Origin of the sequence: Micromonospora rhizosphaerae (genome assembly GCF_900091465.1) — a bacterium.
GTDB lineage: Bacteria > Actinomycetota > Actinomycetes > Mycobacteriales > Micromonosporaceae > Micromonospora > Micromonospora rhizosphaerae.
Map to the genome: position 1 here is coordinate 4,639,428 of NZ_FMHV01000002.1, position 25,113 is coordinate 4,664,540.

At 70.4% G+C, this 25,113-nt stretch carries 25 protein-coding genes and 1 riboswitch; of the genes, 18 read left to right on the forward strand and 7 right to left on the reverse strand.

All coding sequences use genetic code 11. The annotated features are described in order from the left end of the window. Positions 1-63: 63 nt before the first annotated feature. The gene (locus tag GA0070624_RS21785; protein WP_091343937.1) at positions 64-1,062 is read right to left on the reverse strand and encodes a 4-hydroxythreonine-4-phosphate dehydrogenase PdxA; all 999 of its coding nucleotides are present in this window, start codon (positions 1,060-1,062) and stop codon (positions 64-66) included. Between the two features lie 128 nt (positions 1,063-1,190). Further along, positions 1,191-1,958: a GntR family transcriptional regulator gene (locus GA0070624_RS21790; RefSeq protein ID WP_218105247.1), complete on the reverse strand. Its 768-nt coding sequence runs from the start codon at positions 1,956-1,958 to the stop codon at positions 1,191-1,193. A gap of 90 nt (positions 1,959-2,048) precedes the next feature. Between GA0070624_RS21790 and GA0070624_RS21795 the strand changes: the two genes are divergently transcribed. The 11 genes from GA0070624_RS21795 to GA0070624_RS21845 all read left to right on the forward strand — a co-directional run bounded on the left by GA0070624_RS21795 (position 2,049) and on the right by GA0070624_RS21845 (position 13,345). Then, positions 2,049-2,990: a sugar phosphate isomerase/epimerase family protein gene (locus GA0070624_RS21795; RefSeq protein ID WP_091343942.1), complete on the forward strand. Its 942-nt coding sequence runs from the start codon at positions 2,049-2,051 to the stop codon at positions 2,988-2,990. After that, the gene (locus GA0070624_RS21800; RefSeq protein ID WP_091343944.1) at positions 2,987-4,717 is read left to right on the forward strand and encodes a dihydroxyacetone kinase family protein; all 1,731 of its coding nucleotides are present in this window, start codon (positions 2,987-2,989) and stop codon (positions 4,715-4,717) included. The genes GA0070624_RS21795 and GA0070624_RS21800 overlap by 4 nt, the downstream gene beginning before the upstream one ends. Continuing rightward, the gene (locus GA0070624_RS21805; protein ID WP_091343946.1) at positions 4,714-5,169 is read left to right on the forward strand and encodes a ribose-5-phosphate isomerase; all 456 of its coding nucleotides are present in this window, start codon (positions 4,714-4,716) and stop codon (positions 5,167-5,169) included. Before GA0070624_RS21800 ends, GA0070624_RS21805 begins: the two co-directional genes overlap by 4 nt. A gap of 2 nt (positions 5,170-5,171) precedes the next feature. Continuing rightward, positions 5,172-5,957, forward strand: a complete 786-nt coding sequence (locus GA0070624_RS21810; RefSeq protein WP_091343948.1) for a triose-phosphate isomerase — start codon at positions 5,172-5,174, stop codon at positions 5,955-5,957. A gap of 80 nt (positions 5,958-6,037) precedes the next feature. Then, positions 6,038-7,021 (forward strand): tripartite tricarboxylate transporter substrate binding protein, encoded by a 984-nt coding sequence (locus GA0070624_RS21815; protein WP_091343950.1) that lies wholly within the window; start codon positions 6,038-6,040, stop codon positions 7,019-7,021. Beyond that, a complete protein-coding gene (locus tag GA0070624_RS21820) occupies positions 7,018-7,590 on the forward strand; it encodes a tripartite tricarboxylate transporter TctB family protein (RefSeq protein WP_218105248.1) in 573 nt (190 codons plus the stop codon). The genes GA0070624_RS21815 and GA0070624_RS21820 overlap by 4 nt, the downstream gene beginning before the upstream one ends. Positions 7,591-7,593: 3 nt before the next feature. Further along, positions 7,594-9,099, forward strand: a complete 1,506-nt coding sequence (locus tag GA0070624_RS21825) for a tripartite tricarboxylate transporter permease (protein ID WP_091343952.1) — start codon at positions 7,594-7,596, stop codon at positions 9,097-9,099. Positions 9,100-9,288: 189 nt separating this feature from the next. Continuing rightward, positions 9,289-10,356: a DNA glycosylase AlkZ-like family protein gene (locus tag GA0070624_RS21830; protein ID WP_091343955.1), complete on the forward strand. Its 1,068-nt coding sequence runs from the start codon at positions 9,289-9,291 to the stop codon at positions 10,354-10,356. A 79-nt stretch (positions 10,357-10,435) separates the two neighbouring features. Further along, positions 10,436-10,636 (forward strand): TetR family transcriptional regulator C-terminal domain-containing protein, encoded by a 201-nt coding sequence (locus GA0070624_RS21835; protein ID WP_091343957.1) that lies wholly within the window; start codon positions 10,436-10,438, stop codon positions 10,634-10,636. A gap of 304 nt (positions 10,637-10,940) precedes the next feature. After that, positions 10,941-12,206 carry a phospholipase D-like domain-containing protein gene (locus GA0070624_RS21840; protein WP_176731815.1) on the forward strand — a complete coding sequence of 422 codons (1,266 nt, stop codon included), beginning with the start codon at positions 10,941-10,943 and terminating at the stop codon, positions 12,204-12,206. A gap of 164 nt (positions 12,207-12,370) precedes the next feature. Further along, a riboswitch (ZMP/ZTP riboswitch) is annotated at positions 12,371-12,453 on the forward strand. A gap of 13 nt (positions 12,454-12,466) precedes the next feature. Next, positions 12,467-13,345: a bifunctional 5,10-methylenetetrahydrofolate dehydrogenase/5,10-methenyltetrahydrofolate cyclohydrolase gene (locus GA0070624_RS21845; protein ID WP_091343960.1), complete on the forward strand. Its 879-nt coding sequence runs from the start codon at positions 12,467-12,469 to the stop codon at positions 13,343-13,345. A gap of 7 nt (positions 13,346-13,352) precedes the next feature. On the opposite strand, the gene GA0070624_RS21850 is transcribed toward GA0070624_RS21845, so the two are convergent. Continuing rightward, positions 13,353-14,135 (reverse strand): endonuclease/exonuclease/phosphatase family protein, encoded by a 783-nt coding sequence (locus GA0070624_RS21850; RefSeq protein ID WP_091343962.1) that lies wholly within the window; start codon positions 14,133-14,135, stop codon positions 13,353-13,355. A gap of 39 nt (positions 14,136-14,174) precedes the next feature. Beyond that, a complete protein-coding gene (locus GA0070624_RS21855) occupies positions 14,175-14,711 on the reverse strand; it encodes a DMT family transporter (protein WP_091343964.1) in 537 nt (178 codons plus the stop codon). Between the two features lie 71 nt (positions 14,712-14,782). On the opposite strand from GA0070624_RS21855, the gene GA0070624_RS21860 reads away from it, so the two are divergent. The 3 genes from GA0070624_RS21860 (at position 14,783) to GA0070624_RS21870 (ending at position 17,418) form a co-directional block, all read left to right on the forward strand. Beyond that, on the forward strand, positions 14,783-15,676 hold the full coding sequence (locus GA0070624_RS21860; protein ID WP_091343966.1) for a LysR family transcriptional regulator: 894 nt from the start codon (positions 14,783-14,785) through the stop codon (positions 15,674-15,676). Between the two features lie 66 nt (positions 15,677-15,742). Further along, positions 15,743-16,516 (forward strand): sulfite exporter TauE/SafE family protein, encoded by a 774-nt coding sequence (locus GA0070624_RS21865; RefSeq protein ID WP_281181000.1) that lies wholly within the window; start codon positions 15,743-15,745, stop codon positions 16,514-16,516. 122 nt (positions 16,517-16,638) lie between these two features. Continuing rightward, the gene (locus GA0070624_RS21870; RefSeq protein WP_091343968.1) at positions 16,639-17,418 is read left to right on the forward strand and encodes a GNAT family N-acetyltransferase; all 780 of its coding nucleotides are present in this window, start codon (positions 16,639-16,641) and stop codon (positions 17,416-17,418) included. Between the two features lie 98 nt (positions 17,419-17,516). On the opposite strand, the gene def is transcribed toward GA0070624_RS21870, so the two are convergent. Both def and GA0070624_RS21880 read right to left on the reverse strand, forming a co-directional pair. Beyond that, on the reverse strand, positions 17,517-18,026 hold the full coding sequence (def, locus tag GA0070624_RS21875) for a peptide deformylase (protein ID WP_091343970.1): 510 nt from the start codon (positions 18,024-18,026) through the stop codon (positions 17,517-17,519). Positions 18,027-18,036: 10 nt separating this feature from the next. Continuing rightward, positions 18,037-18,843: a TetR/AcrR family transcriptional regulator gene (locus tag GA0070624_RS21880; RefSeq protein ID WP_091349261.1), complete on the reverse strand. Its 807-nt coding sequence runs from the start codon at positions 18,841-18,843 to the stop codon at positions 18,037-18,039. A 304-nt stretch (positions 18,844-19,147) separates the two neighbouring features. Between GA0070624_RS21880 and GA0070624_RS21885 the strand changes: the two genes are divergently transcribed. The 4 genes from GA0070624_RS21885 to GA0070624_RS21900 are packed head-to-tail and all read left to right on the forward strand — an operon-like array spanning position 19,148 to position 24,819. Further along, on the forward strand, positions 19,148-20,194 hold the full coding sequence (locus tag GA0070624_RS21885; RefSeq protein WP_091343972.1) for an NAD-dependent epimerase/dehydratase family protein: 1,047 nt from the start codon (positions 19,148-19,150) through the stop codon (positions 20,192-20,194). Between the two features lie 58 nt (positions 20,195-20,252). Continuing rightward, positions 20,253-22,964, forward strand: coding sequence for a glycosyltransferase (locus GA0070624_RS21890; protein ID WP_141715126.1), 2,712 nt, complete (start codon positions 20,253-20,255; stop codon positions 22,962-22,964). Next, complete coding sequence (locus tag GA0070624_RS21895; RefSeq protein ID WP_091343976.1) at positions 22,961-23,671, forward strand: ChbG/HpnK family deacetylase; 711 nt, start codon at positions 22,961-22,963, stop codon at positions 23,669-23,671. The genes GA0070624_RS21890 and GA0070624_RS21895 overlap by 4 nt, the downstream gene beginning before the upstream one ends. Continuing rightward, complete coding sequence (locus tag GA0070624_RS21900; protein ID WP_091343978.1) at positions 23,668-24,819, forward strand: glycosyltransferase; 1,152 nt, start codon at positions 23,668-23,670, stop codon at positions 24,817-24,819. Before GA0070624_RS21895 ends, GA0070624_RS21900 begins: the two co-directional genes overlap by 4 nt. A gap of 57 nt (positions 24,820-24,876) precedes the next feature. On the opposite strand, the gene GA0070624_RS21905 is transcribed toward GA0070624_RS21900, so the two are convergent. Further along, complete coding sequence (locus GA0070624_RS21905; protein ID WP_091343980.1) at positions 24,877-25,095, reverse strand: hypothetical protein; 219 nt, start codon at positions 25,093-25,095, stop codon at positions 24,877-24,879. Positions 25,096-25,113 lie beyond the last annotated feature (18 nt).

A 25,113-nucleotide genomic window follows, 5' to 3' on the forward strand; every position in this document is an offset into this window, starting at 1 on the left:
TGTCCCGGGCGAGCTTGCAGGCGGTTGCGGTGGGGGCAGGTCCGACTACTGTTGTGGTCATCGTCAGCCCTGCCGGTTGCGCCGTCCAAGAGCGACGGCCAGGTCGTAGGCGTGCTGGCTGGGACCGAGGTTGGCGACGCCCTTGCCGACGATCTCGAACGCGGTGCCGTGCGCCGGGGTCGCGATCGGGACGGGAAGGCCACCCTGCACGGTCACGCCCCGATCGAAGCCCATGAGCTTCATCGCGATCTGGCCCTGGTCGTGATACATCGTGATTACGCCGTCGAAGTCACCGTTCCTGGCCTTGATGAAGACGGTGTCACACGGATAGGGGCCGGTCGCGTCCATTCCCTGAGCCCGGGCCGCCTCGACCCCGGGGGCGATGTGCTCGATCTCCTCGCGGCCGAACTGGCCGTTCTCGCCGGCGTGCGGATTGAGCGCGCAGACGGCGAGGCGGGGTGCCGCGATCCCTGACCCCTTGAGCACGTCGTCGAGGAGGCGGATGGCCGCGAGGACCGAGTCGGCGTTGATCCGTGCTGCGACGTCCTTCAGCGGGATGTGCGAGGTCACCCGGGAGGTGACCAGTCCGGGTATGAAGTTCAACTCGGAGGTGGTGCCCTCGTAGCCCAGGTTCTTGGCGAACCAGCGGAGCTCGTCCTCCTCGTGCATACCGGCCAGATGCAGCGATCCCTTGTTCAGCGGCGTGAACATGATCGCGTCCACCGTGCCGGACCGGTAGAGGCCGAGCGCCTTGAGCAGGTCGGCCATCACCCGTTCCCCCGCCGCCTTGCTGACGGTCCTGCGCTCCACTGGCCGCCCGGGCAGGTCGCTGCCGACAAGGACGGCGTGACCGGGAGTCGGCGCGTCGGCCACCGGCACCTCGACGCCGACCTCGGCGGCGACCGCCTTGAGTTCGGCTGCGTCGGTCAGGACGTACACCTCGGCCTTGTGCAGGTTCTCGGGCGTGGCCAGGAGTCGAACGGTGAGCTCGGGGCCGATGCCGGCCGGATCGCCCATCGTGAGCGCGACCCGCGGCGGGGCCTCGGAGACGGTCTGGCGCATCTGCTTCCTCTCTTGGGCGTTCCGGTCGCGCGGTCCGGTACGGCTCCCCGTCCGGACCCTGTTTCCTATAGGATCTTCTCAAGAACCCGCCGAGTCAAGGAGTTCTTGCGGCTCCCGCCCCGTCCGGGTCAGCTCTCGGCGAGCGAGCGGGCGCGCACGGCCAGCAGGTGCGTCCGCATGGCGTTCTCGGCCCGCTCGTTGTCGCCGGCGGCGATCGCGTCGAGGATGTCGCCGTGCTCAGCCAAAGCCTGGTCCACGTCGGTGAGGCCGTGACCGAGCAACTGCCGCAGTCGATGCACCTGAGGCGAGAGGAACTCCGCCAGCTGCAGCAGGTACTGGTTTCCGCAGTGGCTGAGGATCACGCGGTGGAACGCCCAGTCCGCGGTGTAGTACCGGCGGACGGCCGACCAGCCCGGCTCGTCGTTTCTCGCCCGCACGCGCTTGACGTGGTCGCCCGCGAGCACGTGGTCCGAATGCGCGGCCTTCAGCTCCAGCAGCGCCGCGTCCGACATCGGTACGGCGCCGCGCACGGCGGCGACCTCGAGGATGGTGCGCGCGTCGACGAGTTCGGACATGCGCTCGGCCGACAGCGGCGGGGCCACCCGGTAACCCTTCAGCGCGGCCCGGGTGACCAGGCCCGTGTGCTCGAGCTGCACCATCGCCTCCCGCACCGGCGTAGGGGAAACGCCGAGTTGGCGGGCGAGGGCGTCGATGCTCAGGGATGCGCCCGGTTTGACCCTGCCTTCGAGGAGAAGTTCCAGGATCGCGTCATACACGCCATCCCGCAGGGCGCGCCGCTCGACCGGCCGACCGAGGTCGGGCTCGAGTGGGGCGCCATCGGAAGTCATCGACGTTGTCATGGTGGTTGAGATCCTACCGTTCGCACCTCTGGACACAGCCCGCATAATCATGGATCCTACAGGATCTATGGGCAACGATGAGGCAGCCGCCCGGCAATGACACGGCAACGTCGATCGGAGACAGGCATGGTTTGGACGGCAGAGCAGTGGCCCATCGGCGCTGCCCTGATCCAGTTCCCGGCACGCACTCGCGATGGCATCACCGTCGAGGACGCCGGCCCCACCGAATGGGCCAGGGTCCTCGGCGAGGTCACCGCCTGCGGGTTCGAGCACGTCGATCTCACCGACACCTGGCTGCGTCCGGGCGACCTCACGGATGGCCAGCGCGAGGACCTGGTCCGCACGCTCAAGGACGCGGATCTAGGGGTGACCGCGATCTCGGTCGTCCGGCGCAGCATCCTCGACCCGGAGCACGGCGAGGCCAACGTCGACTACGCGCTGCGTACGGTCGAGGCCGCGGCGGGCATCGGCACCGGAGTGGTCAGTCTGGGGCTGCACCGGCCGCTGACCGCGCAGCAGCGGGCCGCGGAGTGGTTCTGGACCCAACCCGGGGCCGTCGACCAGCAGCGGGACGAGGCCAGTTTCGACCTTGCCGTCGCCCGCTTCTCGCGCATCGCGCGGCATGCGGCAAGCCTCGGTATCCAGCTTTCGCTCGAGATGTACGAGGACACCCTGCTGGGCACGGCGGAGGACGCCGTCGCGCTCGTCCAGGCCATCGGCATGCCGAACGTCGGCCTGAACCCTGACATCGGCAACCTCATCCGGCTGCACCGGCCCATCGACGACTGGGAGCAGATGCACCTGAAGACCCTCCCGTACGCCAACTACTGGCACGTCAAGAACTACTACCGCGACCATGACCCGGCGACCGGCGCCTACTTCACGGTCCCCGCCCCCGCGGAGTCCGGCCTCATCAGCTACCGGCGCGCGATCGAGATCGCCCTCGAGGCGGGCTTCCAGGGCCCCATCAGTGTGGAGCACTACGGGGGTGACGGGCTGAGCGTGTCGGCGCGCAACCGTGACTACCTGCGCGGCATTCTCCGGGCGAAGCTCGGAGCCCGGCGATGACCCGCCTGGTCAACGTGGCCCCGGACTTCGCCGGGGAGGCGCTCGAAGGATTCGTGGCCGCGCACTGCGAGCACGTCATCCCGGTGCACGGCGGGGTGGTCCGCGCATCGGCCACCCCGGCCGGCAGGGTCGCGGTGGTGCTGGGGGGTGGGTCGGGCCACTACCCGGCCTTCGCCGGTTGGGTCGGCCCGGGCTTCGCGCACGGTGCCGTCTGCGGCAACATCTTCGCATCGCCGTCCGCGAGCCAGGTGTACTCCGTCGCCCGCGCCGCCGACGCCGGCGGTGGCATCATCCTCGGCTTCGGGAACTACGCCGGTGACGTCCTGCACTTCGGTCAGGCCGCGGAACGGCTGCACGCCGAGGGCATCGACGTCCGTACGCTCGCCGTGACGGATGACATCGTCTCCGCCCCGCCGCAGAAACGTGATCAACGCCGCGGCGTCGCGGGCGACATGATCGTCTTCAAGATCGCTTGTGGTGCGGCGGAAGACGGCCTGGACCTGGATGCGGTGGAGGCGATCGGCCGCCGCGCCAACGACGCCACCTTCTCCTTCGGCGTCGCCTTCGACGGCTGCACCCTTCCCGGGGCCGGACACCCCCTGTTCACCGTCGAACCGGGGCACATGGCGATCGGGCTGGGTATCCACGGCGAGCCCGGAATCGGCAAGCAGCGGCTTCTCGGCGCCGACGAGCTGGCGGATCTGCTGGTTGGCGAGCTCCTCGACGAGGCCGGGACCAGCCGGTCGAGCGGCCGGGTGGCGGTCCTGGTCAACGGCCTCGGCTCGGTCAAGTACGAGGAACTCTTCGTCGTCTACCGTCGAGTCGCCCATCAACTCGGGAAGGCTGGCCTGACCATCGTCCGGCCGACGGTCGGAGAGCAGGTCACCAGCCTGAACATGTCCGGCCTCTCGCTGACCGTCACCTTCCTCGACGACGACCTCGAAAAGTACTGGGTCGCGCCGGCCGACACCCCCGCCTTCCACCGCGGCCCCGTCATCGACGAACAGCCCCGCCGCGTACTCGCGGTCGCCGGGCCTCCGCGGCGCATCCAGCCAGGTTCGCCCGCCTCGCGCGCCTGCGCCGCCCGCGTCGCGCGGGCACTGGCCCATGTCCGGGACGTCGTGCTCCAGCACGAGGCCCGCCTCGGCGAGATCGACGCGGTCGCCGGCGACGGAGATCACGGCATCGGCATGGCGCGCGGCACCGCGGCCGCCGCAGAGGCGGCCGAGGTGGCGGCCGATGAGCGGGCGGGTGTCCGGGGACTGCTGATACAAGCGGCCAAGGCCTGGTCCGAACGGGCCGGCGGCACCTCGGGCGCCCTGTGGGGTGCGGCACTCACCGCCGCCGCCGGAACGTTGGACGACGAGAATGTGCCGACCCCTGATGACATCGTCCGGGCGAGCGGCGCGGCCGTCGCGACCGTCATGCGACTGGGCGGCGCCGAGCCCGGCGACAAGACGTTGGTCGACGCCGCCGTGCCGTTCGCGCAGGTGCTCGAGGCCCGGACCGAAGCGGGAACGCCGCTGGGCGCCGCGTGGTCGGCCGCTGCGCATGCGGCGACGCAGGCGGCAGAGGTAACCGCGCACATACCCGCGCGTCTCGGGCGCGCGCGCACCCACGGCGACGGCAGCATCGGCACGCCCGACGCGGGCGCGGTCTCCTTCGCCCTGATCGTCAGCGCTCTCGCTGTTCACTTCGCCACCGACCAACCCCGGGAGCAGCCATGACTCTTCGGATCGTCGTCGGCGCCGACAGCGCCGGCTTCAGGTACAAGGAGGCGCTCAAGGCCGACCTGGCCGACGACCCGCGGGTGCGCGAGGTCATCGATGTCGGCGTCGCCTCGGGCGAGGACGTCGCCTACCCGCACATAGCGGTCGCCGCCGCGCGACTGATCGCCGAGGGAACGGCCGACCGTGCCCTGCTCGTGTGCGGCACCGGACTGGGCGTGGCCATCGCCGCGAACAAGGTGCCCGGAGTACGGGCCGTCACGGCTCACGACTCGTTGTCCGTCGAACGAGCCATCCTGTCCAACGACGCCCAGGTGCTCACCTTCGGCCAACGCGTCATCGGGCTTGAGTTGGCCCGCCGTCTCGCCCGGGAGTGGCTCACCTACTCCTTCGACCCCAACTCCGCGTCCGCGGCCAAGGTCGCGGCGATCTGCTCGTACGAGGGTGACTGACCGTGGTCCTGTGGGTCGGCACCAGCTGGAAGATGAACAAGACCCGGGCCGAGGCGGTGTCGTTCGCCACCCGGCTCAGGGACGCCGCGGCTGCCGGCGGCTGGCCCGGTGTGCAGCCGTTCGTCGTCCCCTCGGCGACCGCGATATCTGTGGTTCGCGACGCCTTGGGGCCGGATTCTCCCGTCGTCGTCGGCGCCCAGAACGCCCATTGGGAGGACGCCGGAGCCTGGACCGGCGAGGTGTCGGTGCCGCAGGTCGCCGATGCGGGGGCGACGCTCGTCGAGATCGGGCACTCGGAGCGGCGCGAGCACTTCGGTGAGACCGATCGGACCGTCAACCGTAAGGTGCGGGCGACTCTTCGCCACGGCCTGACAGCGCTGGTCTGCGTGGGAGAGTCCGCCGAGGTGCGGACGGCCGGTGGTGCGAGACAGCACGTGCTCTCGCAGGTGGCTGCCGCTCTTGATCGGGTGCCCGCCGGATCGGGCGTGCTGCTCGCCTACGAACCCGTCTGGGCGATCGGGGACAGGGGTCGGGAGCCCACGGTCGACGAGGTCGCCGAGATCACCGAGGCCCTCGACGCGGAGTACAGCGGCGTGGCGTCCGGTCTCCTGTACGGCGGTTCCGTCACCACCGCGAACGCGAGGGACCTGCTGCACACCCGCGGCGTCACCGGGCTTTTCGTCGGGCGCAGCGCCTGGAACGTCGACGGATACCTGCATCTGCTGCGCATCGCGACGGACGTGGCCCAGGAGGCCGGCCGGGTGTTCGCGACGAAGGTCCCGCGCTGACCCGCACGGGACCTTGTCACGACAGCACCCCATCCACCTGAACACCGAGCTCAACCACTACCACCAACGAAAGGGTCGCCATGAAGCGCAACAGCTTGCTGCTCACCGCGGTCGTGGCCGCGTCGGTTCTCATCCTGACGGCGTGCGGTGAAGCCAAGGGCCAGAAGTCCGCCGGAGGCGACGGCGAGACATTCAAGCCCAAGGGCAACGTCACCATGGTCGTTCCGTACGGGGCGGGTGGCGGCAGCGACATGTCCGGCCGCTCGATCGCGGCCGGCTTGGAGGCCGTCGTCCCCGGCCTCCGGATCAACACGGAGAACCGCGTTGGCGGCTCGGGCGCCGTCGGCTACTCCTACTTCCTGAGCAAGACGGGTGACCCGAACTACCTCCTGCCGAGCGAGACGGCGCTGCTGGCCCTGCCGCTCAACACCAAGGTGGCCTTCGACTACACCAGGTTCACCCCGATCATGAAGGTCGGCGACGACTTCACCCTCGCCGTCGTACCGGCGAACTCGCCGTGGACGACGTGCGCGGACGTCGTGAACGCCAGCAAGTCCGGACGCGTCGTCGCGGGCATCTCCGGTGTGACCGGCCTGGACAACGTGGTCTTCACGCTGACCGAGCAGGACACCGGCGCGAAGTTCGACCGGGTCCCGTTCGAGTCGGGCGAGGAACTGCTCGCGGCGCTGCTGGGCAACCAGATCCAGGTCGCGTCCCTCAACCCCGGTGAGGTCGTCGAGCAGCTCAAGGCCGGGAAACTCAAGGCGCTCTGCGCGTTCTCCGAGAAGCGGTACGAGTACCCCGAGCTGAAGGACATCCCGACCGCGAAGGAGCAGGGGATCGACGTCGCGTTCGCCCAGTTCCGTGGCCTGATCGCGCCGGGCGGGATCAGCGACGGAGCCAGGAAGTTCTGGATCGACGCGAGCAGGAAGTTCATCGAGTCCGACAAGGCCAAGCAGTACATCGCCAGCAACTACCTGCAGCCGAACGCGCTGTTCGGTGATGACTTCACGGCGTACCTCAAGGAGAACAACGACATGCTCAAGAAGGCCCAGGGCAAGTGAGCACGCTGGCTCGTATCCGCGGCAACGGCGAGGCGACGGTGTATGCCGTGCTCGCCGTGGTCGGCCTCGCTGCCGCGGCGGGAGGCAGCTATTACGGCGTGTTCGTCGACGGTGGTCGGGTGGGTCCCGGCTTCCTGCCGGTCCTCGCCGGCGGCCTGACCGCGATCCTCTGCGGCTGGGTCGCCCTCGGGTCCGTGCGCGGCCAGCCGAGTCGTCCGGGCGGGGCTGCTGCCGGGGCCGGGCCGCACGCCGCCGGGGACACCGACCCGATGGAGAGCGGTACGGACGACGACGTCGACATCAGCGGGCGCAGCGGGCGGGAGCGGATCCGCAACCTCTGGAAGGTCTTCGGACTGACCCTCGGCGCGATCCTGCTCGTGCAGGTGGTCGGCTTTCTGGCCGCGTTCGGCGGCCTTGTCTTCGTGATCTCGACCTGGGTCGAACGGCAGGCGCTGCTGAAGTCCGCGGTGATCGCGGCCGTCGCCACGGGGCTGATCTACGGCGTGTTCGGGTTGTTCCTGCACGTCCCCCTTCCCGGGGGGCTGCTCGGAGTGGGAACGGAAGGCTGAGCGGTGATCGACAACGTCATTCTCGGGTTCCAGACCGCGTTGACGCCCCAGAACCTGCTCTGGTGCTTCGTCGGCGTTCTCGCGGGCACCGTGATCGGATTGCTGCCGGGGTTGGGGTCGACCACCGGCGTGGCCGTGCTCCTGCCACTGACCCTGGACTTCGAGCCCGTGACCGCGCTCATCATGCTCGCCGGGATCTACTACGGCGCGCAGTACGGCGGAACCATCACGTCGGTGCTGATCTCCACTCCGGGTGAGGCGTCGAGCGTCGTGACGACGCTTGACGGCTATCAGATGGCGAGGCGCGGGAGGGCCGGCGCGGCACTGTCCATCGCCGCCATCGGCTCCTTCGTGGCCGCCATCTTCTCGCTGGTCCTCCTGATGGTGGTCGCGCCGCCCTTCGCCGACTTCGCGTTGAAGTTCGGCCCCGTCGAGAACCTGGCGATCATGATCCTGGGCCTGGCCACCATCGTCAGCTTCTCGGGGAATTCGAGAATCCGCGGCTTGGCGATGGCCGCGGCCGGGCTGCTGCTGGCGACCGTCGGGCTGGACGCCGGGACGGGCACGTCACGGTTCACGTTCGACAGCGTCAACCTGCTCAGCGGCGTACCGTTCGTCGAGGTCATGATCGGGCTGTTCGCCGTCGGCGAGGTCATGTACCAGATTCGCATCGGCGCGGCGGTGCCGATCCGGACCCGCTTCCGGGAGCTGCTCATCACCAGAAGCGAACTGCGGCGCAGTATCGGTCCGATCGGACGCGGCAGCGTCCTGGGATTCCTCCTCGGCTGCCTGCCCGGGTCCGGTTCGACCCTCGCCTCCTTCATCGCCTACGGCGTCGAGAAGCGGGTCTCCCGGAACAGGAGCCAGCTCGGTCAGGGGGCCATCGAAGGTGTGGCCTCGCCGGAGAGCGCCAACAACGCGGCGGCCAACGCGAACTTCGTGCCGACGCTCACCCTCGGCCTCCCGGGCGGCGGCACGACCGCCGTCCTGCTGGGCGCATTCACCATCTACGGTTTGCAGCCGGGCCCGCTCCTCTTCCAGAACCAGCCGACGCTGGTGTGGGGGCTGCTGGTCTCGTTCTTCATCGGCAACGTGATGCTCCTGGTGCTCAACCTGCCGATGGCCCCGATCTTCGCCCAGATGCTGCGGATCCCGTACGCGTACCTGTACCCGATCATCCTGTTCACGAGCTTCGTCGGCGCGTACTCGATCGACAACAACATGTTCAGTGTCTGGGTCGTCTTCGTCGCGGGCGTCGCTGGATACTTCATGAAGCTCTACAACCTGCCGATGGCGCCCCTTGTCCTCGGCCTGGTCATCGGGCCCCTCTTCGAGAAGGCGCTGACCCAGACCTCCGCCCTCGGTGACGGTGACCTGCTGATCGTCCTCTCACACCCCATCGCCCTCGTCGTGCTGGCCCTCGCCGCCCTGCTGGCGGCGGGCCCGTCGCTGGCGAGGTTGCGACCGCGCAACACGCCGGCCAGGGAGCGCGAGCCCGCCGGCGTCTGACATACCGTCCCGGGGTCGCTGCCCGCGATCCCGGGACGGCCGCGTTCGGCGTCACCGCTCTCTCCCCTGGGTCATGCGGGCGGCGTTCGCCCGGTCAGCAGCGCGGCGGTGCGATCCAACTGCGTGAACCGGGCGTTGGCGGGGTTGGTGGGCGGGCGCGTTGTCGGACCGGAGCTCTAGCGTCGGGGCATGGCTCCCCTGCGGCTGGATCGTGATGAAGCCCGGCGGATCGCGGTCCGCGCCCAGCTGCTCGACGCGGCGCGCCCGACTGGGCTGCTGCCGGTCGTGGAGCGGTTGACGTTCCTGCAGTTGGATCCGACGGCGGCGGTGGCGCCGAGTGCCGATCTGGTGGCGTGGAGCCGGCTGGGTGCGGGGTACGAACCGGCGGATCTGCTGCGGGCGGTGGAACGGGATCGAACGTTGTTCGAGCATCGGGCGATGGTGCGGCCGATGGCGGACCTGGGGCTGTACCTGGCGGAGATGGCGGCGTGGCCCGAGGAACAGCGGCGGCGGGAGTGGTTGCGGGCGAACGAGTCGTTCCGGCGGTACGTGCTGGATCTGCTGCGGGATTCGGGGCCGCTGCTGTCGCGGGACGTGCCGGATCGCAGTGTGGTGCCGTGGCCGTCGACCGGGTGGACGAACAATCGCAACGTCACGCAGATGCTGGAGTTCCTGGCCGCGCGGCGGGAGATCGCGATCTCCGGGCGGGTGGGTCGGCAGCGGTTGTGGGATCTGGCGGAGCGGGTGTATCCGGCGGGTACGCCGGTGGTTCCGGCGGCGGAGGCGCTGCGTCGGCGGGACGAGCGGCGGTTGCGGTCGCTGGGTGTGGCCCGGGCGTCGGTGGTCGGTGAGGCGGGCGAGCCGGCGGTGGTGGAGGGCACGTCGGGGGTGTGGCGGGTCGATTCTGAGGCGGTCGGTCGGCCGTTCGCGGGGCGTACGGTGTTGCTGTCGCCGTTCGACCGGCTGGTGCACGACCGGAAGCGGGCGTGGGAGCTGTTCGGGTTCGAGTACCACCTGGAGATGTACGTGCCGAAGGCGAAGCGGCGCTGGGGCTACTTCGCGCTGCCCGTGCTGCACCACGATGAGCTGGTCGGCAAGGTGGACGCGACGGCGGACCGGAAGGCGTCGGTATTGCGGGTGCACGCGGTGCACGGGGACGTGCCGTTCAACGCCGATTCAGCCAAGGCGGTGCGGGCCGAGCTGGAGGCGTTGGCGTCGTGGCTGGGTCTGAGGGAGATCGAGCACACGCGCGGCTAGCAGTAATCCAAGGGGACGGTGATTTTCGACTCGTTCCTGGAGCTGAGCCAAGGCCGCGGACGGGATCGCCTTGTCCGACATGGGCGATATCGAGACGCTCAAGACCGTGATGTGCGCCACCGCCGCCGAGCTCGCCGACCCGGCGTCCGAGGCGCCGATCCGGGCGCTCAACCTGGAAATCGCCGACGATCCCGCGCTTGCGGCGCGATACCGGGAGAAACGGGCAAGGCCGGTCGGCGAGGCCAGGAAGGACCGACTGCCCGGCGCAACGAGCCCATGACCCCCCGGTTGCCATGATCCGGGCCTGGGCGAACTCGCGGGCTAGAGTCGCCACCCATGGAGACGGCACGGCAGTCCCCGCGACGGAGGCATCGCCCTGGTGGAGGGGTTCTTCGGGGACAACCGGCCGGCCGGCCGGCGTGACCGGAATCTCATCCCACTGGGCATCGTGGTCACCGCCACCGCGGTCGTGGCTTCGCAGCCGACGGCGGGCCCTGGGGAGGATCCGGAAAGCGACCGGATCTGATCACGATCTTCGTAATACATCCCTTTCATTGGCAGGCGCTGTGAGTTCAGGAGGGTCCGTGTCGCTACGCAAGGTCATGTCGTCGTTCGCCGCGTTCGCGTGCCTCGTGGCCGCGGCATTGTCCGTCGGCGTGCAGCCCGCGATCGCGGCACCGACCACCACCGCCGTCTTCAACAATCCGCTCGGTACAGCCGATGAGAAGGCGGCGATCCAGACGCGCCTCGTGGAGTTGATCGACGGCGCGCCAGCCGGCTCCCGCATCAGGATGTCGATGTTCTACGCGTCCGACGCCACCGTGCCGAACGCCCTGATCGCGGCGAAGAACCGGGGGGTCGAGGTTCAGGTCATCTTCAACGACAACGACCCCGCCAAGGCGCCGTACGCCTCCCTGGTGACGGCGCTCGGCACCGACCTCAGCGCGCCGTCGTGGATTCTGTTCTGTCCGGCGGGCCGCGGTTGCATCGGCGACCGGGTGCTGAGCAAGGTCGGGTCGATCAACCACGACAAGTTCTTCCTGTTCTCCAGCACCCAGGGCGCCTCCGACGTGGTGGTCCAGTCGACGGCAAACCTGCACACCGGTCGGGACGGACTCGCGGGGTGGAACGCCGCGCTCGTGCTGGTGGGAAACACCAACATCTACAACGCCTACAGCGGCTACTTCGACGACCTCAAGGCTCGCGGGGTCAACAACAACACCTACGACACCGGCCGGCCCGCGGTGACCTCCGGGAACGCGAAGGTCCATTTCTATCCGCGGCAGGAAAGCAACGGACAGCCGTACGACGACGCGAGCGAAGACACGATCATGACGGCGCTCAACCACGTCTCCTGCTTCGGCAACTCCGTCGTGGGCACGCAGGACGGCAGCCACCGCACCATCATCCGGGTCAACCAGGCCATTTTCAGCCGCACCTACATCGCCTCGAAGCTGTGGGAGTTGGACAACGCGGGCTGCTACGTCGAGGTGGTGGAGCGATACGACCAGAACAGCAAGTCCGAAGCCGGCGCCATGAAGAACCTCCTCGCCGCCACGAGCAGCCCCTACGGCGGGCCGGTCGTCAAGTACTACTGCATCGGCGACAGCGTCTGGACGCACAGCAAGTACCTTCAGGTCGAGGGCAACTACTACGGCCGCGCGGACCGGACCATCACCTGGGTCGGCAGTCACAACTTCAGCTACAACTCGCTGCGTCAGTCCGACGAGACCCTGCTGCAGCTCGAGGACTCCACCGTGTTCGACGCCTTCCGGACCAACTTCCGGACGGTCCGCGACGCCCCGGGGATCAGGTCGGTCGCCAACGGCGGTACGGCGGCCTGCCCCTGACCGAGTCGGTTCGGCAGCCGGCCGGACGGACTCCTCTGGGTCCGGCCGGCCGGCTCAGCCGGTCTCGCACCAGCCCCCGATCCCGTCGATGAGGCGACGGGATGGCACGGCCACGTGCGCCGCCGCCGCCCGCTGACGATGCCGGCGGTCGGCGTGTGGCAGGCTGACGGTGACGCGACTGGCGGCACGGGGATGGCTTCAACCATCGGGGAGCTCGTCGCGGAGGTCGACCGCCTGGGCCTCCGCGGGCGAGGTGAGCCATGTCTTCTGCGGGTACGACGGCTCGGCTGCTGCCGGGTGGGCCGGTGGCGGAGCAGATCCTGGCCGAGGTGGCCGAGGGTGTGCTGGCGCTGCGCGCGGCGGGGGTGACGCCGGCGTTGGCGACGGTGCTGGTGGGCGACGACGAGGCGAGCGCCGGGTACATCCGGATCAAGCAGCGGCGGGCGGCTGAGTTGGGTTTCGCGTCGCCGCACGTGCATCTGCCGGCGTCGGCGTCGCAGGCGGATCTGCGCCGGGTGCTGGAGGACTTCAGCGCCGACAAGGACGTGCACGGTGTGCTGGTGCAGCATCCGATCCCGGGGCACCTGGACTATGACCGGGCGTTGCAGGTCCTCGATCCGGACAAGGACGTGGACGGGATGCACCCGGTGAACATGGGTCGCCTGGCGTTGGGGTTGCCGGGTCCGTTGCCGAACACGCCGGCGGGGATCGAGGCGTTGCTCGCGTTCCACGGGGTGCCGGTGTCGGGCCGGGAGGTGGTGATCCTCGGGCGGGGGGCGACGTTGGGCCGGCCGTTGGCGATGCTGCTGGCGCAGAAGCGACCGACGGCGAACGCGGCGGTGACGGTGGTGCACACCGGGGTGGCAGACTGGCCGCGGTACACACGGCGGGCGGATATCCTGGTGGCCGCGGCCGGGGTGCCGGGGATCATCCAGCCGGAGCACGTACGCCCGGGTGCGGTGGTGGTCGGCGGCGGCGTGCGGTACGAGGGTCGGCGCCTGCTGCCCGACGTGGACGAGTCCTGTGCGCGGGTGGCGGGGGCGATCACGCCGCGGGTCGGCGGGGTGGGTCCGACGACGGTGGCGATGTTGTTCCGCAACGCGGTGCGGGCGGCGCAGCGGGCCGCGGGCATGGGCTGAGCGGTGCTCAGCCGAGGTCGACGATGAGCGGCCGGTGGTCGGAGATGGTGGACAGCGGGGTGTCGACCGCGGTGACCGGCGGCAGCCGGTCCAGGCCCTGCCGGTCGGCGAGGATGTGGTCGAGTTGCACGTGGGGTTCCCCGGCCGGGTAGGTGGGGCGTCGGCCGAGCGGCCGCCAGCGGGACAGCAGCGCGGCGGCGCCGGCGGGGAGGTTGAGGTCGCCGAGCAGGATCCGCGGCGCGGGTAGGGCGCGCAGGGCCCGCACGACGCGGCGGAGCTGGTGGACGTTCCAGCCGGGGACGAAGGACAGGTGGGTGGCGGCGACGGTGAGCGGGCCGTGCGGGGTGTCCAGGACGGCGGCGAGGACGACGCGGGGTTCGTCGCGCAGGAGGTGGATGACCCCCCCGCTGGTTTCGGGGACGTGGACCGGGGAGCGTACGGGGGCGGGACGCAGCCGGGTTACCTGCCAGGAACGGACGGGGTAGCGGCTGACCAGGCCGACGCCGTAGCAGGGTTCGCCATGGCCGTCGTCGTCGTGGGTCAGCGGGCGGAACTGTTCGCCGGGGGTGCCGACGACGGCGGCGGCGAAGTGGTGTTCGGGGGCGTCGAGGGCGCGGGCGGCGATGGCCGTGAGGTCCAGGTTGCCGCTGCGGGACTGGTCGCGGTCCACCTCCTGCAGGGCGAGGATGTCCACGTCGAGGGCGGTGACCGCGGCGGCGAGCCGGTCCGGGTCGACGAGTCCGTCGGTGAGGGATCGTCCGTGCAGCAGGTTGAAGGTGGCCAGGCGCACACCTGCACCCTATGACGCTGTGGCAGGGTTGCCGGGTGATCAGGGCGTTGGTCTGTTCGATGCTGGTGTTCGTGGCGGTGGCGTCGGTCGGTCTGTGGCTGCGGCGGCGGCGAGCAGGGCGGCGACGCCCCAGCCGGTCTGGGTGTGCCGCTGCCAGGGGGCGAAGATCAGCACGGTGCCGGCGAAGCCGAGCAGCAGGCCGGTCAGCCGTGCCGGCCGGATGCCGCGTTCGGTGCCGACGGCGAGGCCGAGGAGCAGGGACCACAGGGGCGTGGTGGCGTGCAGGATTCCGGCGAGACCGGTGTCCACGGTCTGTTCGCCGATGCTGATGAGCAGGAACGGCAGGGCGTTGCAGAGCAGCGCGGCGACGATGAGGTGCCGCCAGGTGGTGCCGTCGCGGGGCAGCCGTTGGCCGGCGGCGCGGGCCAGGGCGAGCAGGACCGCCGCGCCGAGGGCGCACCGGACGACGGTGACGTGGACGGGGGTGAGGCCGCCGTCGAGGGCGAGCTTGGTCCACAGGAACGCCGATCCCCAGAGCAGGGTCAGGGCGGCGGCCCGGACGGTGGTGGCGGTCATGGGGGTACGCTCCCCCGACCCGACCTGTTAGACAAGCGACAATAACTGCAAGCTGCCTTAAGCTGCACTTCATGCTCGATGTACGGCGGTTGCAGGTGTTGCGGGCGGTCGTGGCCAGTGGGTCGGTCAGCGCGGCCGCCCGCCATCTCGGCTACACCCCGTCCGCGGTCAGTCAGCAGTTGGCCGTGCTGGAGCGGGAGGCCGGAGTGGTGCTGCTCGAGCGGACCGGGCGGGGTGTTCGGGCCACGGACGCGGGCCGGCTGCTGTCCGGGTACGCGGCCGTGATCAGCCGGCAGGTGGCGGAGGCGGAGACCGCGTTGGCGGATCTGCGCGCGGGCCGTACCGGGCGGGTGGTGGTGCGGTACTTCGCGACGGCGGGGGCGCGACTGGTGGCCCCGGCGGTGGCGGCGCTGCGCCGAGAGCACCCGGGGGTGCGCGTGGAGCTGGGGCTGACGGGCGTCGAGGACCCGTTGCCGGAGCTGGTGGACGGGCGGGTCGACGTGGTGCTGGTGGTGCGTTCCGGGGCGGCGCGGCCGGTGGACGGGGTCCGCTTCACGCATCTGTGCGACGACGCGTACGACGCGGTGCTGCCGCGCACGCACCCGCTCGCCGGCCGGCCGGTACTGGCGCTGGCGGAGCTGGCGCGGGAGCCGTGGGTGGGCTGCGAGCCGCCGGGGCCGTGCCGCGACGCCGTGCTGGACGCCTGCGCGGCGGCCGGATTCAGCCCGGATGTGGTGGTGGAGAGCGAGGACTACACCACGGCGCAGGGCTTCGTGGCCGCCGGCCTCGGGGTGAGCCTGGTGCCACGGATCGCGCTGGGCAGCCCCGATCCGCAGGTGGTGGTGCGGGAGGTCGGCAACCCCCGGCCGGTCCGGTCGATCCACGTCGCGGTACGCGACGCGGCGCCTCTGTCGCCCGGGGTGCGGGGGCTGGTGGCGGCGCTGCGGCGGGCCGCGGCCGGCTGACGCGGGCGGTGAGCCTGGCCACAGGCCGCCTCGTCGGGTCGGTCGGGGTCGGAAGAATGGCCGCCCGTGGACCCCTTGACGCTGACCACCCTGCTCACCGCGGCCGCGATGGCGGGATGGGTGGACGCCGTGGTCGGCGGGGGCGGGCTGGTGCTGCTGCCGGCGCTGCTGGTGGCCGCGCCCGGGGTGCCGTTGGCCACGGCGCTGGGCACGAACAAGCTCGCCGCGATCTCCGGCACGTCCACCGCGGCGGTGACGTACGCGCGGCGCACGAAGCTGGACTGGGCGGTGGCGGGTCCGTCGGCGGGGCTGGCGGTGCTGATGTCCGGGCTGGGTGCGGCGTTGGCCGGGGCGGTGCCGACCGGGGCGTACCGGCCGGTGGTGCTGGTGGTGCTGGCATCGGTGGCGCTGTTCGTGCTGCTGCGGCCGCGGCTCGGGGTGGTGGCGCAGCCGTGGCGGCGCACGCCGGGCCGGGTGGTGGCGGCGGTGGCGGTGGCCGGGGCGGGCATCGCCCTGTACGACGGTCTGATCGGCCCGGGCACGGGAACCTTCCTGGTGCTGGCGTTCACTGCGCTGGTGGGGGCTGACTTCGTGCACGGCTCGGCGATGGCGAAGGTGGTCAACGCCGGCACCAACCTGGGGGCGCTGGTGGTGTTCGCGGCCAGCGGTCACGTGTGGTGGCTGCTGGGTGCGGCGATGGCGGTGTGCAACGTCGCCGGAGCCGCGCTGGGCGCACGGATGGCGCTGCGGCGCGGCTCCGGCTTCGTCCGGGTGGTCCTGCTGGTGGTGGTGCTGGCGCTGGTCGGCAAGCTCGGCTACGACCAGTGGCTGGCCGGCTGACCGAACGGGGCGCGGCGCTGGTGTCGGCCCTGGACGGCCTCGCGCGCTGGGCCGAGCAGTACCTGCCCGCCGAGCCGGGCCGCGGCGCGGGCTGCTGACCGGCGCTGTGTGATCATCGGCGGATGCCGGTACGCGCCGAACACGACCGGGCCGTCCTGGCCGAGCTGCTGGGTCGGGATCCGGTGCTGCACGCCTACCAGCTCGGCGACCTCGACGACTTCTTCTGGCCGTACACCTCCTGGTTCCGCCGGGACGACCAGGTGGCGTTGCTCTACCACGGCGTCGAGCTGCCGACGCTGCTGGCGTTCGCGCCGCCGGAGCGGACCGCGCAGCTGGCGGCGTTGCTGACCGAGCTGGCGCCGATGCTGCCCGCCCGGCTGTACGCCCACCTCTCCCCTGGCCTGGACCCGGTGCTGACGCCCTGGTTCCGGGTCGACGCGGCCACGGCACACCTCAAGATGGTGTTGACGGATCCGGCGCGCCTGGCCGCGGTGCAGCCCGCCGGTGAGCCGCTGTCGGCGACGGACCTGCCACAGCTGCACGAGCTGTACGCCGCGGGGTACCCGGGTAACTGGTTCGATCCGCGGATGCTGGACACCGGCCAGTACCTGGGGATCCGGCAGGGCGGCGACCTCGTCGCCGTGGCCGGGGTGCACGTCTGGTCCCCCACGTGGCGGGTGGCGGCGCTGGGCAACGTCACCACCCACCCCCGGGCACGGGGGCGCGGGTTGGCCGCCGCGGCGGTGGCGGCGCTGTGCGGACGGCTGCGCGCCAGCGTCGACCACGTCACGTTGAACGTGAAGGCGGACAACGCCGCGGCGGTGCGGCTGTACGAGCGGCTGGGTTTCACCCGGGTCGCCGACTACGGCGAGTACGCCCTGACCGCCCTCGGCCGGGTCTGACAGTCCCGCACGCTACGCCGCCGCATCCGGTCAACAGACCGGCCGCCGCGAGCGCCGGGCGGGCGAGCGACGTGTACGACCGACCGGGCGGCGTGCGGTCAGCGGCGTCGGCTGGGTGAGTCGAAGCGGCCGGCGCGGATCTCCCGCAGCGCCCGGCGGCGGGTCTCCCCGCGCAGCGTGTCGACGTAGAGGCGCCCCTGCAGGTGGTCGGTCTCGTGCTGCAGGGCGCGCGCCAGGAAGCCGCTGCCGGAGATGGTCAACGGCTCGCCGTGCTGGTCGAAGCCGTGGGCGGTGGCGTGCATCGCCCGCGGCGTCGGGAAGTACAGCCCGGGGATGGACAGGCAGCCCTCGTCGTCGTCCTGCAGTTCCTCGGACAGCTCCAGCGTCGGGTTGATCATGTGGCCGCGGTGGCCGTCGGCGTCGTAGACGAACACCTGCGCGCTGACCCCGATCTGCGGGGCGGCGACGCCCGCGCGGCCGGGGGCGCCGAGCAGCGTGTCCATCAGGTCGGCGACCAGGGCGCGCAGGTCGGCGTCGAAGCTGGTCACCGGCTCGCACGGGGTGCGCAGGACGGGGTCGCCGATGATCCGGATCGGGCGCATAGTCATGCCCGGAAGGCTATCCGTCCGTTACCGCCCGGGCGAGTCCACCCGCCGGTGGACCGCCTGCCTGGCGGCCGGCGACGAGGACCTCGATGCCGTCGAGGATGCGCGCCAGGCCGAACTCGAAGGCCCGGTCCGGGTCGCTCGCGGCCTGGTACTCCTGCCCGGCGGCGGTGCCGATCCGGGCGGCCAGGGGGAACCGGCGCGGGTCCATCACCTTCTCCAGGTAGGGGGCGTGGGCGTGCCACCACTGCTCGTCGGTCATGCCGGTGCGCTGGGCGGCCTGGGCGGCCTCCACCGCGCCGCGTACCGCGCCGTGGACGTAGCCGCTCACGAGGGTGACGACGGCGTCCATCTCCAGGTCGGTCAGGCCGATGCCGTCGACCGCGCGCAACTCGTACTCGTACTTGGCGGTGACGTTCGGGCCGAGCGGGGGGCGGGTGGTGGCGACCTGCAGCAGCCACGGGTGGCGCAGATACAGCGCCCAGTTCTCCCGGGCGATCTGCTCCAGCCGGCCACGCCAGCCGCCGCGGGCGTCCTGCGGTCGGGCGGTCTCGCCGTAGACGGTGTCGAGCATGACGTCGAGCAGCTCACCCTTGCCGGGCACGTGTGTGTAGAGCGACATCGTGCCCACGCCGAGCCGCTCGGCGACGCGGCGCATGGACAACGCGGCCAGCCCGTCGGCGTCCGCGACCTCGATCGCCGCCCGCACGATCCGCTCCACGCTCAGGTCGCCGCCGCGGCGGCTGGGCTTCTCCCGGGTACGCCAGAGCAGGGCGAGGCTGCGGGCAGGATCGCCGGTGCCGCTGTACTCGATGGCCACGCCGGTCACTGTAGCGATCGCTTGGTGTGGCGGATTTTGGTGTATGCGGCCCCTAACAACGGTAGCGTCCGGATTGCCTGGAAGCCACCAATTCGCCCGCTGGGCAAACTGTTCGCTCCCGTGCGCCGAATTGTGTGGTCAAGGACCAGGCTCCGCAAACCTCGGAGGGTTCACCCATGGCGTCCGTTGCCTGTTGTCCGTTGACCACGTCCGGCGCGCACCGGCCGTTCACCGGACAGGAATCTCTCGGCTGGCCCTTGCCCCCCATCCGCAGCGGGCGTGGACGTCAGGGGCGGGAGGTGCCATGCGCGTCGTGACCACGGGAGCGGCGGGCTTCATCGGCTCGACCCTGGTGGACCGCCTGCTGCGCGAAGGCCACAGCGTCCTCGCCGTGGATGACCTCTCCACCGGTCATCTCGACAACCTCGCCGAGTCGGCCGACGACCCACGCCTCACCTTCCTGGAGAGCGACGTGGTCGCCGACGCGGCGCGTCGGGAGATGACGGCGTACCGGGCGGAGGTGGTCTTCCACCTGGCCGCCCAGATGGACGTACGCCACAGCGTGGCCGACCCGGTCGGGGACGCCCGCCGCAACGTGCTCGGCTCCCTCGCCGTTCTCGAGAGCGCCCGGGCGAGCGGCGCCCGCAAGCTCGTCTTCGCCTCATCGGGCGGCACCATCTACGGGGATCAACCGACGTACCCCGTCCACGAGTCCGCGGACCTCGATCCGATCTGTCCATACGGCGCCGCCAAGGTCTGCGGGGAGACCTACCTGCGCGTCTACCGACATCTCCACCGCCTGCAGACGACGGCGCTGGCCCTCGGGAACGTCTACGGACCCCGGCAGGATCCCCACGGGGAGGCGGGCGTCGTGTCCATCTTCGCCTCCGCCCTGATGGAGGGTCGGCCCACGATGATCTTCGGTGCCGGCGGGGCGACCCGGGACTACGTCTACGTCGACGACGTCGTCGAGGCATTCGTGCTGGCCGCCGGTCCGGCCGGGGACGGGCTGCGGCTCAACATCGGCACCGGGCGGGAGACCTCCGTACGCCAGCTGCATCGGCTCATCGCCGAGGTGGTCGAGCGACCTGACACGCCTAAATTCATGCCGCCGCGCGCCGGGGAACTGGACCGCGTCGGGCTCGATTGCGGCGCGGCGCAACGCGTACTCGGCTGGCGCGCGAAGGTGGACCTGACAGAGGGCCTCTCCCGGACGGTCGCGTGGCTCCAGGACAGGGTCGACGCGGCCCACAGCCCCGCCGCCCCGGCCTCGCGGCACGCCGTGGTCGGTCAGACATATCTGGTTCCCGCAGTCAAGCGCGACCGATCCGAAGCGCGGGAGCGCCGATGAGACGCCTGCTCACCATCTCGTGCGGAAACCCACGATCGGCTCCGCTGGGGAGGCGTCCGTGACGGCGCTGGTAGACCATGGAAAAGGCGGTGGGACGATACTGCGCGCTCCGCGCCAGCGCCCCGCGGCCCGCGGCAAGTTCCTGTACGTAGGGGACCAGAAGTTCTACGTACGCGGGGTGACGTACGGAACCTTCCGCCCCGATGCCTCTGGCGACGAGTACCCCCCGCCCGAGACCGCGCGCCGCGACCTGGCGCTCATGGCCGCGAACGGCATCAACGCCGTGCGTACCTACACCCTGCCACCACGCTGGTTCCTCGACGCGGCGGCAGAACATGAACTACTCGTCCTGCCCGGCCTGGGAGCCGAACGTTTCGTAGGACACCTCAACGACGGTCGGCGCGCCCAGGCACGCGCCGAGGCGGAGATGCTGGAACGACTGCGCCGCTGCGCCGGGCATCCGGCTCTGCTGGGCTACAGCGTCGCCAACGAGATACCCGGGTCGATCGTGCGGTGGCTCGGGCACCGGCGGGTCGAACGGTACCTCGAACGCCTTTGCGATGGCGTCAGGGACCTCGACCCAGGGGTGCTGGTCACCTACGTCAACTACCCGACGACCGAATACCTCGAGCTACCGTTCCTCGATCTCGTCTGCTTCAACGTGTTCCTCGAACAGCAGGACCGGCTGGCCGCCTACCTCGCCCGGCTGCAGAACCTCGCCGGCGACCGGCCCCTGCTGATGACCGAACTCGGGCTGGACAGCCTTCGCAACGGCGAGGAGGGCCAGGCGCAGTCGGTCGCCTGGCAGCTGCGTACCGCCTTCACGGGCGGGTGTGCCGGCACCTTCGTCTATGCGTGGACGGACGAGTGGCACCGCGGTGGGGAGGACGTGCACGACTGGGCGTTCGGTCTCACGGACCGCGACCGTCTGCCCAAGCCGGCCCTCGCCGCGGCGCGCGAGGCGTACGCGCAAGTGCCCTTCCCGCCGGACCGGAAGCGGCCGCGGATCTCCGTCGTGGTCTGCGCCTACAACGCGGAGCCGACGATCCGGGAGTGCCTGGAGGGCGCACTCCAGCTCGACTACCCCGACTACGAGGTGATCCTGGTCGACGACGGCTCGACCGACGCGACCGCCGACATCGCCCGGAACTACCCGGTCCGCCTGATCAGCACGGAGAACCGGGGACTGAGCAACGCCCGCAACACCGGCCTGGAGGCGGCCGACGGTGAGATCGTCGCCTACCTCGACAGCGACGCCTATCCCGACCCGCACTGGCTGCAGTATCTGGCGGACATGTTCCGGACCAGCGACGTTGTGGGGGTCGGGGGGCCGAACCTCCCACCACCCGGCGACGGCGCGATAGCCGAGTGCGTGGCACGGTCCCCGGGCGGGCCCGCTCACGTCCTGCTCTCCGACACGGTGGCCGAGCACATCCCGGGCTGCAACATGGCCTTCCGCGCCGCCGCGCTTCGCGAGATCGGCGGGTTCGACCCGCGCTTCCGGGCGGCCGGCGACGACGTGGACGTCTGCTGGCGGCTGCAGGACCGGGGCGGCACGCTGGGATTCTCCGCCGCGGCCCTGGTCTGGCATCACCGTCGCAATTCGGTTCGGATGTACTGGCGCCAGCAACGCGGCTACGGGCGCGCCGAGGCGTTGCTGGAGGGAAAGTGGCCGGAGAAGTACAACGCCGGGGGCCACTTCCGGTGGGCCGGCCGCATCTATGACCGGGGCCTCACCCGCCATCTGGTGCGGCCCAGCCGCATCTACCACGGCACGTGGGGTTCTGCCCCGTTCCAGCGCCTCTACGAGCAGTCGCCGGGCACCCTCCTCTCGCTACCGTTGACGCCGGAGTGGCTCCTGCTGAGCGGCGCCCTCCTGGGGCTGGCGCCGCTGGGCGCGCTCTGGTCACCGCTGCGCATCGGCCTGCCACTGGCCGGGCTGGCCGCGCTCGCCTTTCTCCTCGTCGTGCTCCAAGCCTCGGTGAGCGCCGCACGGGCGTCCTTTCCGGATGCGCCGCGGGGCCGCCTGGCTCTCATCGGCCGCCGTCTGCTGACCGTCGGCATGCACGTGATGCAGCCGGTAGCCAGACTTGAAGGCCGGCTCAGTGGTGGCCTCACCCTCTGGCGCGGCTACCGGACGCGGGGCTTCCGGGCCCCGGTGAGCAGGTCAGGTTGGGCCTGGAGCGGACGCTGGATCGAGGCCGAGGAGCGCCTGCGGGCTGTCGAGGCCCGTCTGGTGCGGTCCGGAAACGTGGTCCGGCGGGGTGGAGACTTCGACCGATGGGACATGGAACTCCGGGGAAGGCCGCTTGGATCGGCACGGATCCTCCTCTGTGTTGAGGGGCTCGGCGGCGGCGCGCAGCTTGTCAGGTACCGGTGCTCGCCGGTCATCCGCCGGATGGCTCTCGTGCCGATCCTCGCGTCCGGCGTGCTCGCCGTGGTGGCCGGGATCGGCGGCGCCTACCTGATGGCATTGATCGCGGCCACGGTCGGGGCCCTGGTTGCCGCATTCTCCCTCGTCGACTCCGGGGCGGCCCTCGGCGTGGTCCTGACCGCGGTCTCGGCCGGCATCGATCTGCGCCACGGCCCATCCGGTTGCCAGCCTGCCATCTCACAAGGCCGGTGGCTACGCATGTTCCGGCCAGCGCCTCGACGTGACAATGCCGGTGCGTCAACCGATGGCGGCCTGCCGGCTCAGTCTGGGGACCGACCGCCCAATCAGGACGAACTCACAGTGCCTGTCAAGACATCAGAGGATAGCCAGCAATGAGATATCTCGTCGTCAACGGTGACGATCTGGGCGCCAGCCCGGGCGTGAACCGCGGTATCGTGACGGCACACCGGCAGGGTTCACTGACGAGCGCGAGCCTCATGGTCAACATGCCGGCGAGCCGCGAGGCGGCCCAGCTGACCCAGGATCTGCCCGCGCTGAGCGTCGGCCTGCACGCCAACCTCACGGATGCCGCTGGGCGGCCGCTCGTTGATCTCGACACCGGCGAGGGTTGCCCAGCAGTCCTCCAACAGCAGGTCAACCGCTTCTACGAGCTCATGGGCCGTCCACCGACGCATCTCGATTCCCATCACAATGTTCACCGGCACCCCCGGTTGCTCCCCTACTTCCTCGAACTCGCACTGCAGCACCGGGTGCCGCTGCGTGAACAGTCGCCGGTGCGCTACATCTGCGGCTTCTACGGCCAGTGGGGCGGCGAGACGCATCTGGAGCAGATCAGCGTCGAAGGGCTGATGCGCCTGCTGGATGAAGAGATCCCGGAGGACGTCGCCGAGTTGGGCTGCCATCCGGGGTACTGCGACCCGGAGCTGCGATCCAGCTACCGAACGGAAAGGGAAGCTGAATTGCAGACCTTGTGCGACCGGACGGTCAACGAGCTTCTGTCGGCGCGGCGCATCCAACTCGTCAACTTCGGTGAGGCCATGGATCTTCTGGCCACGGTGACCCTGGATAGGGGATCGAGATGACTACCGTCGTGATCTCAGCGTACCGGACCGTCAAGTTTCTCGAGGGAGGCGGTCATTTCTGGGTTTACATGCAGTACGTCGAGGGGTTGCGCCAGGCGGGGTGCCAGGTCTACTGGCTTGAGTTCGTCCCCCGGGAGGGCCCTTGGCAGGAGATGTCGAGGATCGAGAGCTGGCTCGGACGGCTGAAGCGCTACGGCTTCGAGGACAAGGTCATCCTCTACACGGAGGCGCCCGGCGGGCAGGGCACGGGGTACGAGTACCTGGTGAGCAGCCGGTCCGAGGCGCAGGAGGTCTTCAAGCGTGCTGACCTGCTGCTCAACTTCCACTACGCGATCGACGGCGAGATGCTGGCCGGCTTCCGCCGGACTGCCCTGGTAGACATCGACCCCGGCCTCTTGCAGACGTGGATGAGCACCCGCCAGGTCCCGGTCCTACCGCACGATCTGTACCTCACCACCGGGGAGACGGTCGGCACCCCGGCCGCGCCGTTTCCCGACCTCGGCGTCGAGTGGGTCCACATCCGGCCACCGGTATGCCTACAGCGCTGGCCCTACATCTTCGACGCCCGCAGCAAGGAATTCACCACGGTGACGAACTGGTGGGGCGGATGGGAGACCGAAATGCTGGACGGCCGTGAGGTGCTGTACGACAACACCAAACGGCTCTCCTATCTCGCCTTCGCCGAGTTGCCCCGGCTGACCAGCCAGCCGCTGGAGCTGGCCGTGCACATGTCTGCTGAGGACGCCGGCGACCGGCAGAGGATGCAGAGCCATGGCTGGCGGCTCCGTCACGCGTCGGAAGTCAGCCGCACGCCGGAGATGTACCGCTCCTACATCCAGCGCTCCCGCGGGGAGATCAGCTGCGTGAAGCCCTCGTGCGTCAAGCTGCGAAATGGCTGGATCAGCGATCGGAGCCTGTGCTACCTCGCCAGCGGCAAGCCGGTGGTGATGCAGGACACGGGGCCGAACCCCTACCTGCCGTTCGGCAAGGGCATCTTCCGCTTCTCCACCCCATACGAGGCAGCCGAGGCGCTCGCCACCGTCAACGCCGATTACGAAACGCACTGCCTCGCGGCTCGAGAGATCGCCGAGACGTACTTCGACGCCCGGCAGACCGCCGAAAGGATTTTGAATATCGCGCTGGCCTAACCGTTTAGTTTCCACGGTGTCTCAGCGGATGCGCTCCGCCGAGGAGCCACCGCATTTCTACGCCATCCGGTCGTCCAGGGCGTGCGTGTATTCCGACACCGCCGAGCGATAGGAACGGAGGGCTTCGCGCGTCGGATCCGAGATGATCAGATGGACGTCGGCCGCAGGAGCGCCCCAACCCGAGAATTCCCGGTCGAACGCGACGACCGCGGCTCCGGCGTGGTCCCGCAGTGCACCGAGCCATTGCCCTGCGAAGGCCTCATGCTCCTCGATCATGAATGCCTCCCGTGTGGT

Bases quoted from the DNA above. Each gene is read 5' to 3' on its own strand.
- GA0070624_RS21830 (WP_091343955.1), top strand. From the start codon at position 9,289: ATGGCTCCCCTGCGGCTGGATCGTGATGAAGCCCGGCGGATCGCGGTC.
- GA0070624_RS21845 (WP_091343960.1), top strand. From the start codon at position 12,467: ATGTCTTCTGCGGGTACGACGGCTCGGCTGCTGCCGGGTGGGCCGGTG.
- GA0070624_RS21855 (WP_091343964.1), bottom strand. From the start codon at position 14,711: ATGACCGCCACCACCGTCCGGGCCGCCGCCCTGACCCTGCTCTGGGGA.
- GA0070624_RS21860 (WP_091343966.1), top strand. From the start codon at position 14,783: ATGCTCGATGTACGGCGGTTGCAGGTGTTGCGGGCGGTCGTGGCCAGT.
- GA0070624_RS21835 (WP_091343957.1), top strand. From the start codon at position 10,436: ATGGGCGATATCGAGACGCTCAAGACCGTGATGTGCGCCACCGCCGCC.
- GA0070624_RS21800 (WP_091343944.1), top strand. From the start codon at position 2,987: ATGACCCGCCTGGTCAACGTGGCCCCGGACTTCGCCGGGGAGGCGCTC.
- GA0070624_RS21815 (WP_091343950.1), top strand. From the start codon at position 6,038: ATGAAGCGCAACAGCTTGCTGCTCACCGCGGTCGTGGCCGCGTCGGTT.
- GA0070624_RS21885 (WP_091343972.1), top strand. From the start codon at position 19,148: ATGCGCGTCGTGACCACGGGAGCGGCGGGCTTCATCGGCTCGACCCTG.
- GA0070624_RS21805 (WP_091343946.1), top strand. From the start codon at position 4,714: ATGACTCTTCGGATCGTCGTCGGCGCCGACAGCGCCGGCTTCAGGTAC.
- GA0070624_RS21870 (WP_091343968.1), top strand. From the start codon at position 16,639: ATGCCGGTACGCGCCGAACACGACCGGGCCGTCCTGGCCGAGCTGCTG.
- GA0070624_RS21895 (WP_091343976.1), top strand. From the start codon at position 22,961: ATGAGATATCTCGTCGTCAACGGTGACGATCTGGGCGCCAGCCCGGGC.
- GA0070624_RS21785 (WP_091343937.1), bottom strand. From the start codon at position 1,062: ATGCGCCAGACCGTCTCCGAGGCCCCGCCGCGGGTCGCGCTCACGATG.
- GA0070624_RS21905 (WP_091343980.1), bottom strand. From the start codon at position 25,095: ATGATCGAGGAGCATGAGGCCTTCGCAGGGCAATGGCTCGGTGCACTG.
- GA0070624_RS21795 (WP_091343942.1), top strand. From the start codon at position 2,049: ATGGTTTGGACGGCAGAGCAGTGGCCCATCGGCGCTGCCCTGATCCAG.
- GA0070624_RS21900 (WP_091343978.1), top strand. From the start codon at position 23,668: ATGACTACCGTCGTGATCTCAGCGTACCGGACCGTCAAGTTTCTCGAG.
- def (WP_091343970.1), bottom strand. From the start codon at position 18,026: ATGACTATGCGCCCGATCCGGATCATCGGCGACCCCGTCCTGCGCACC.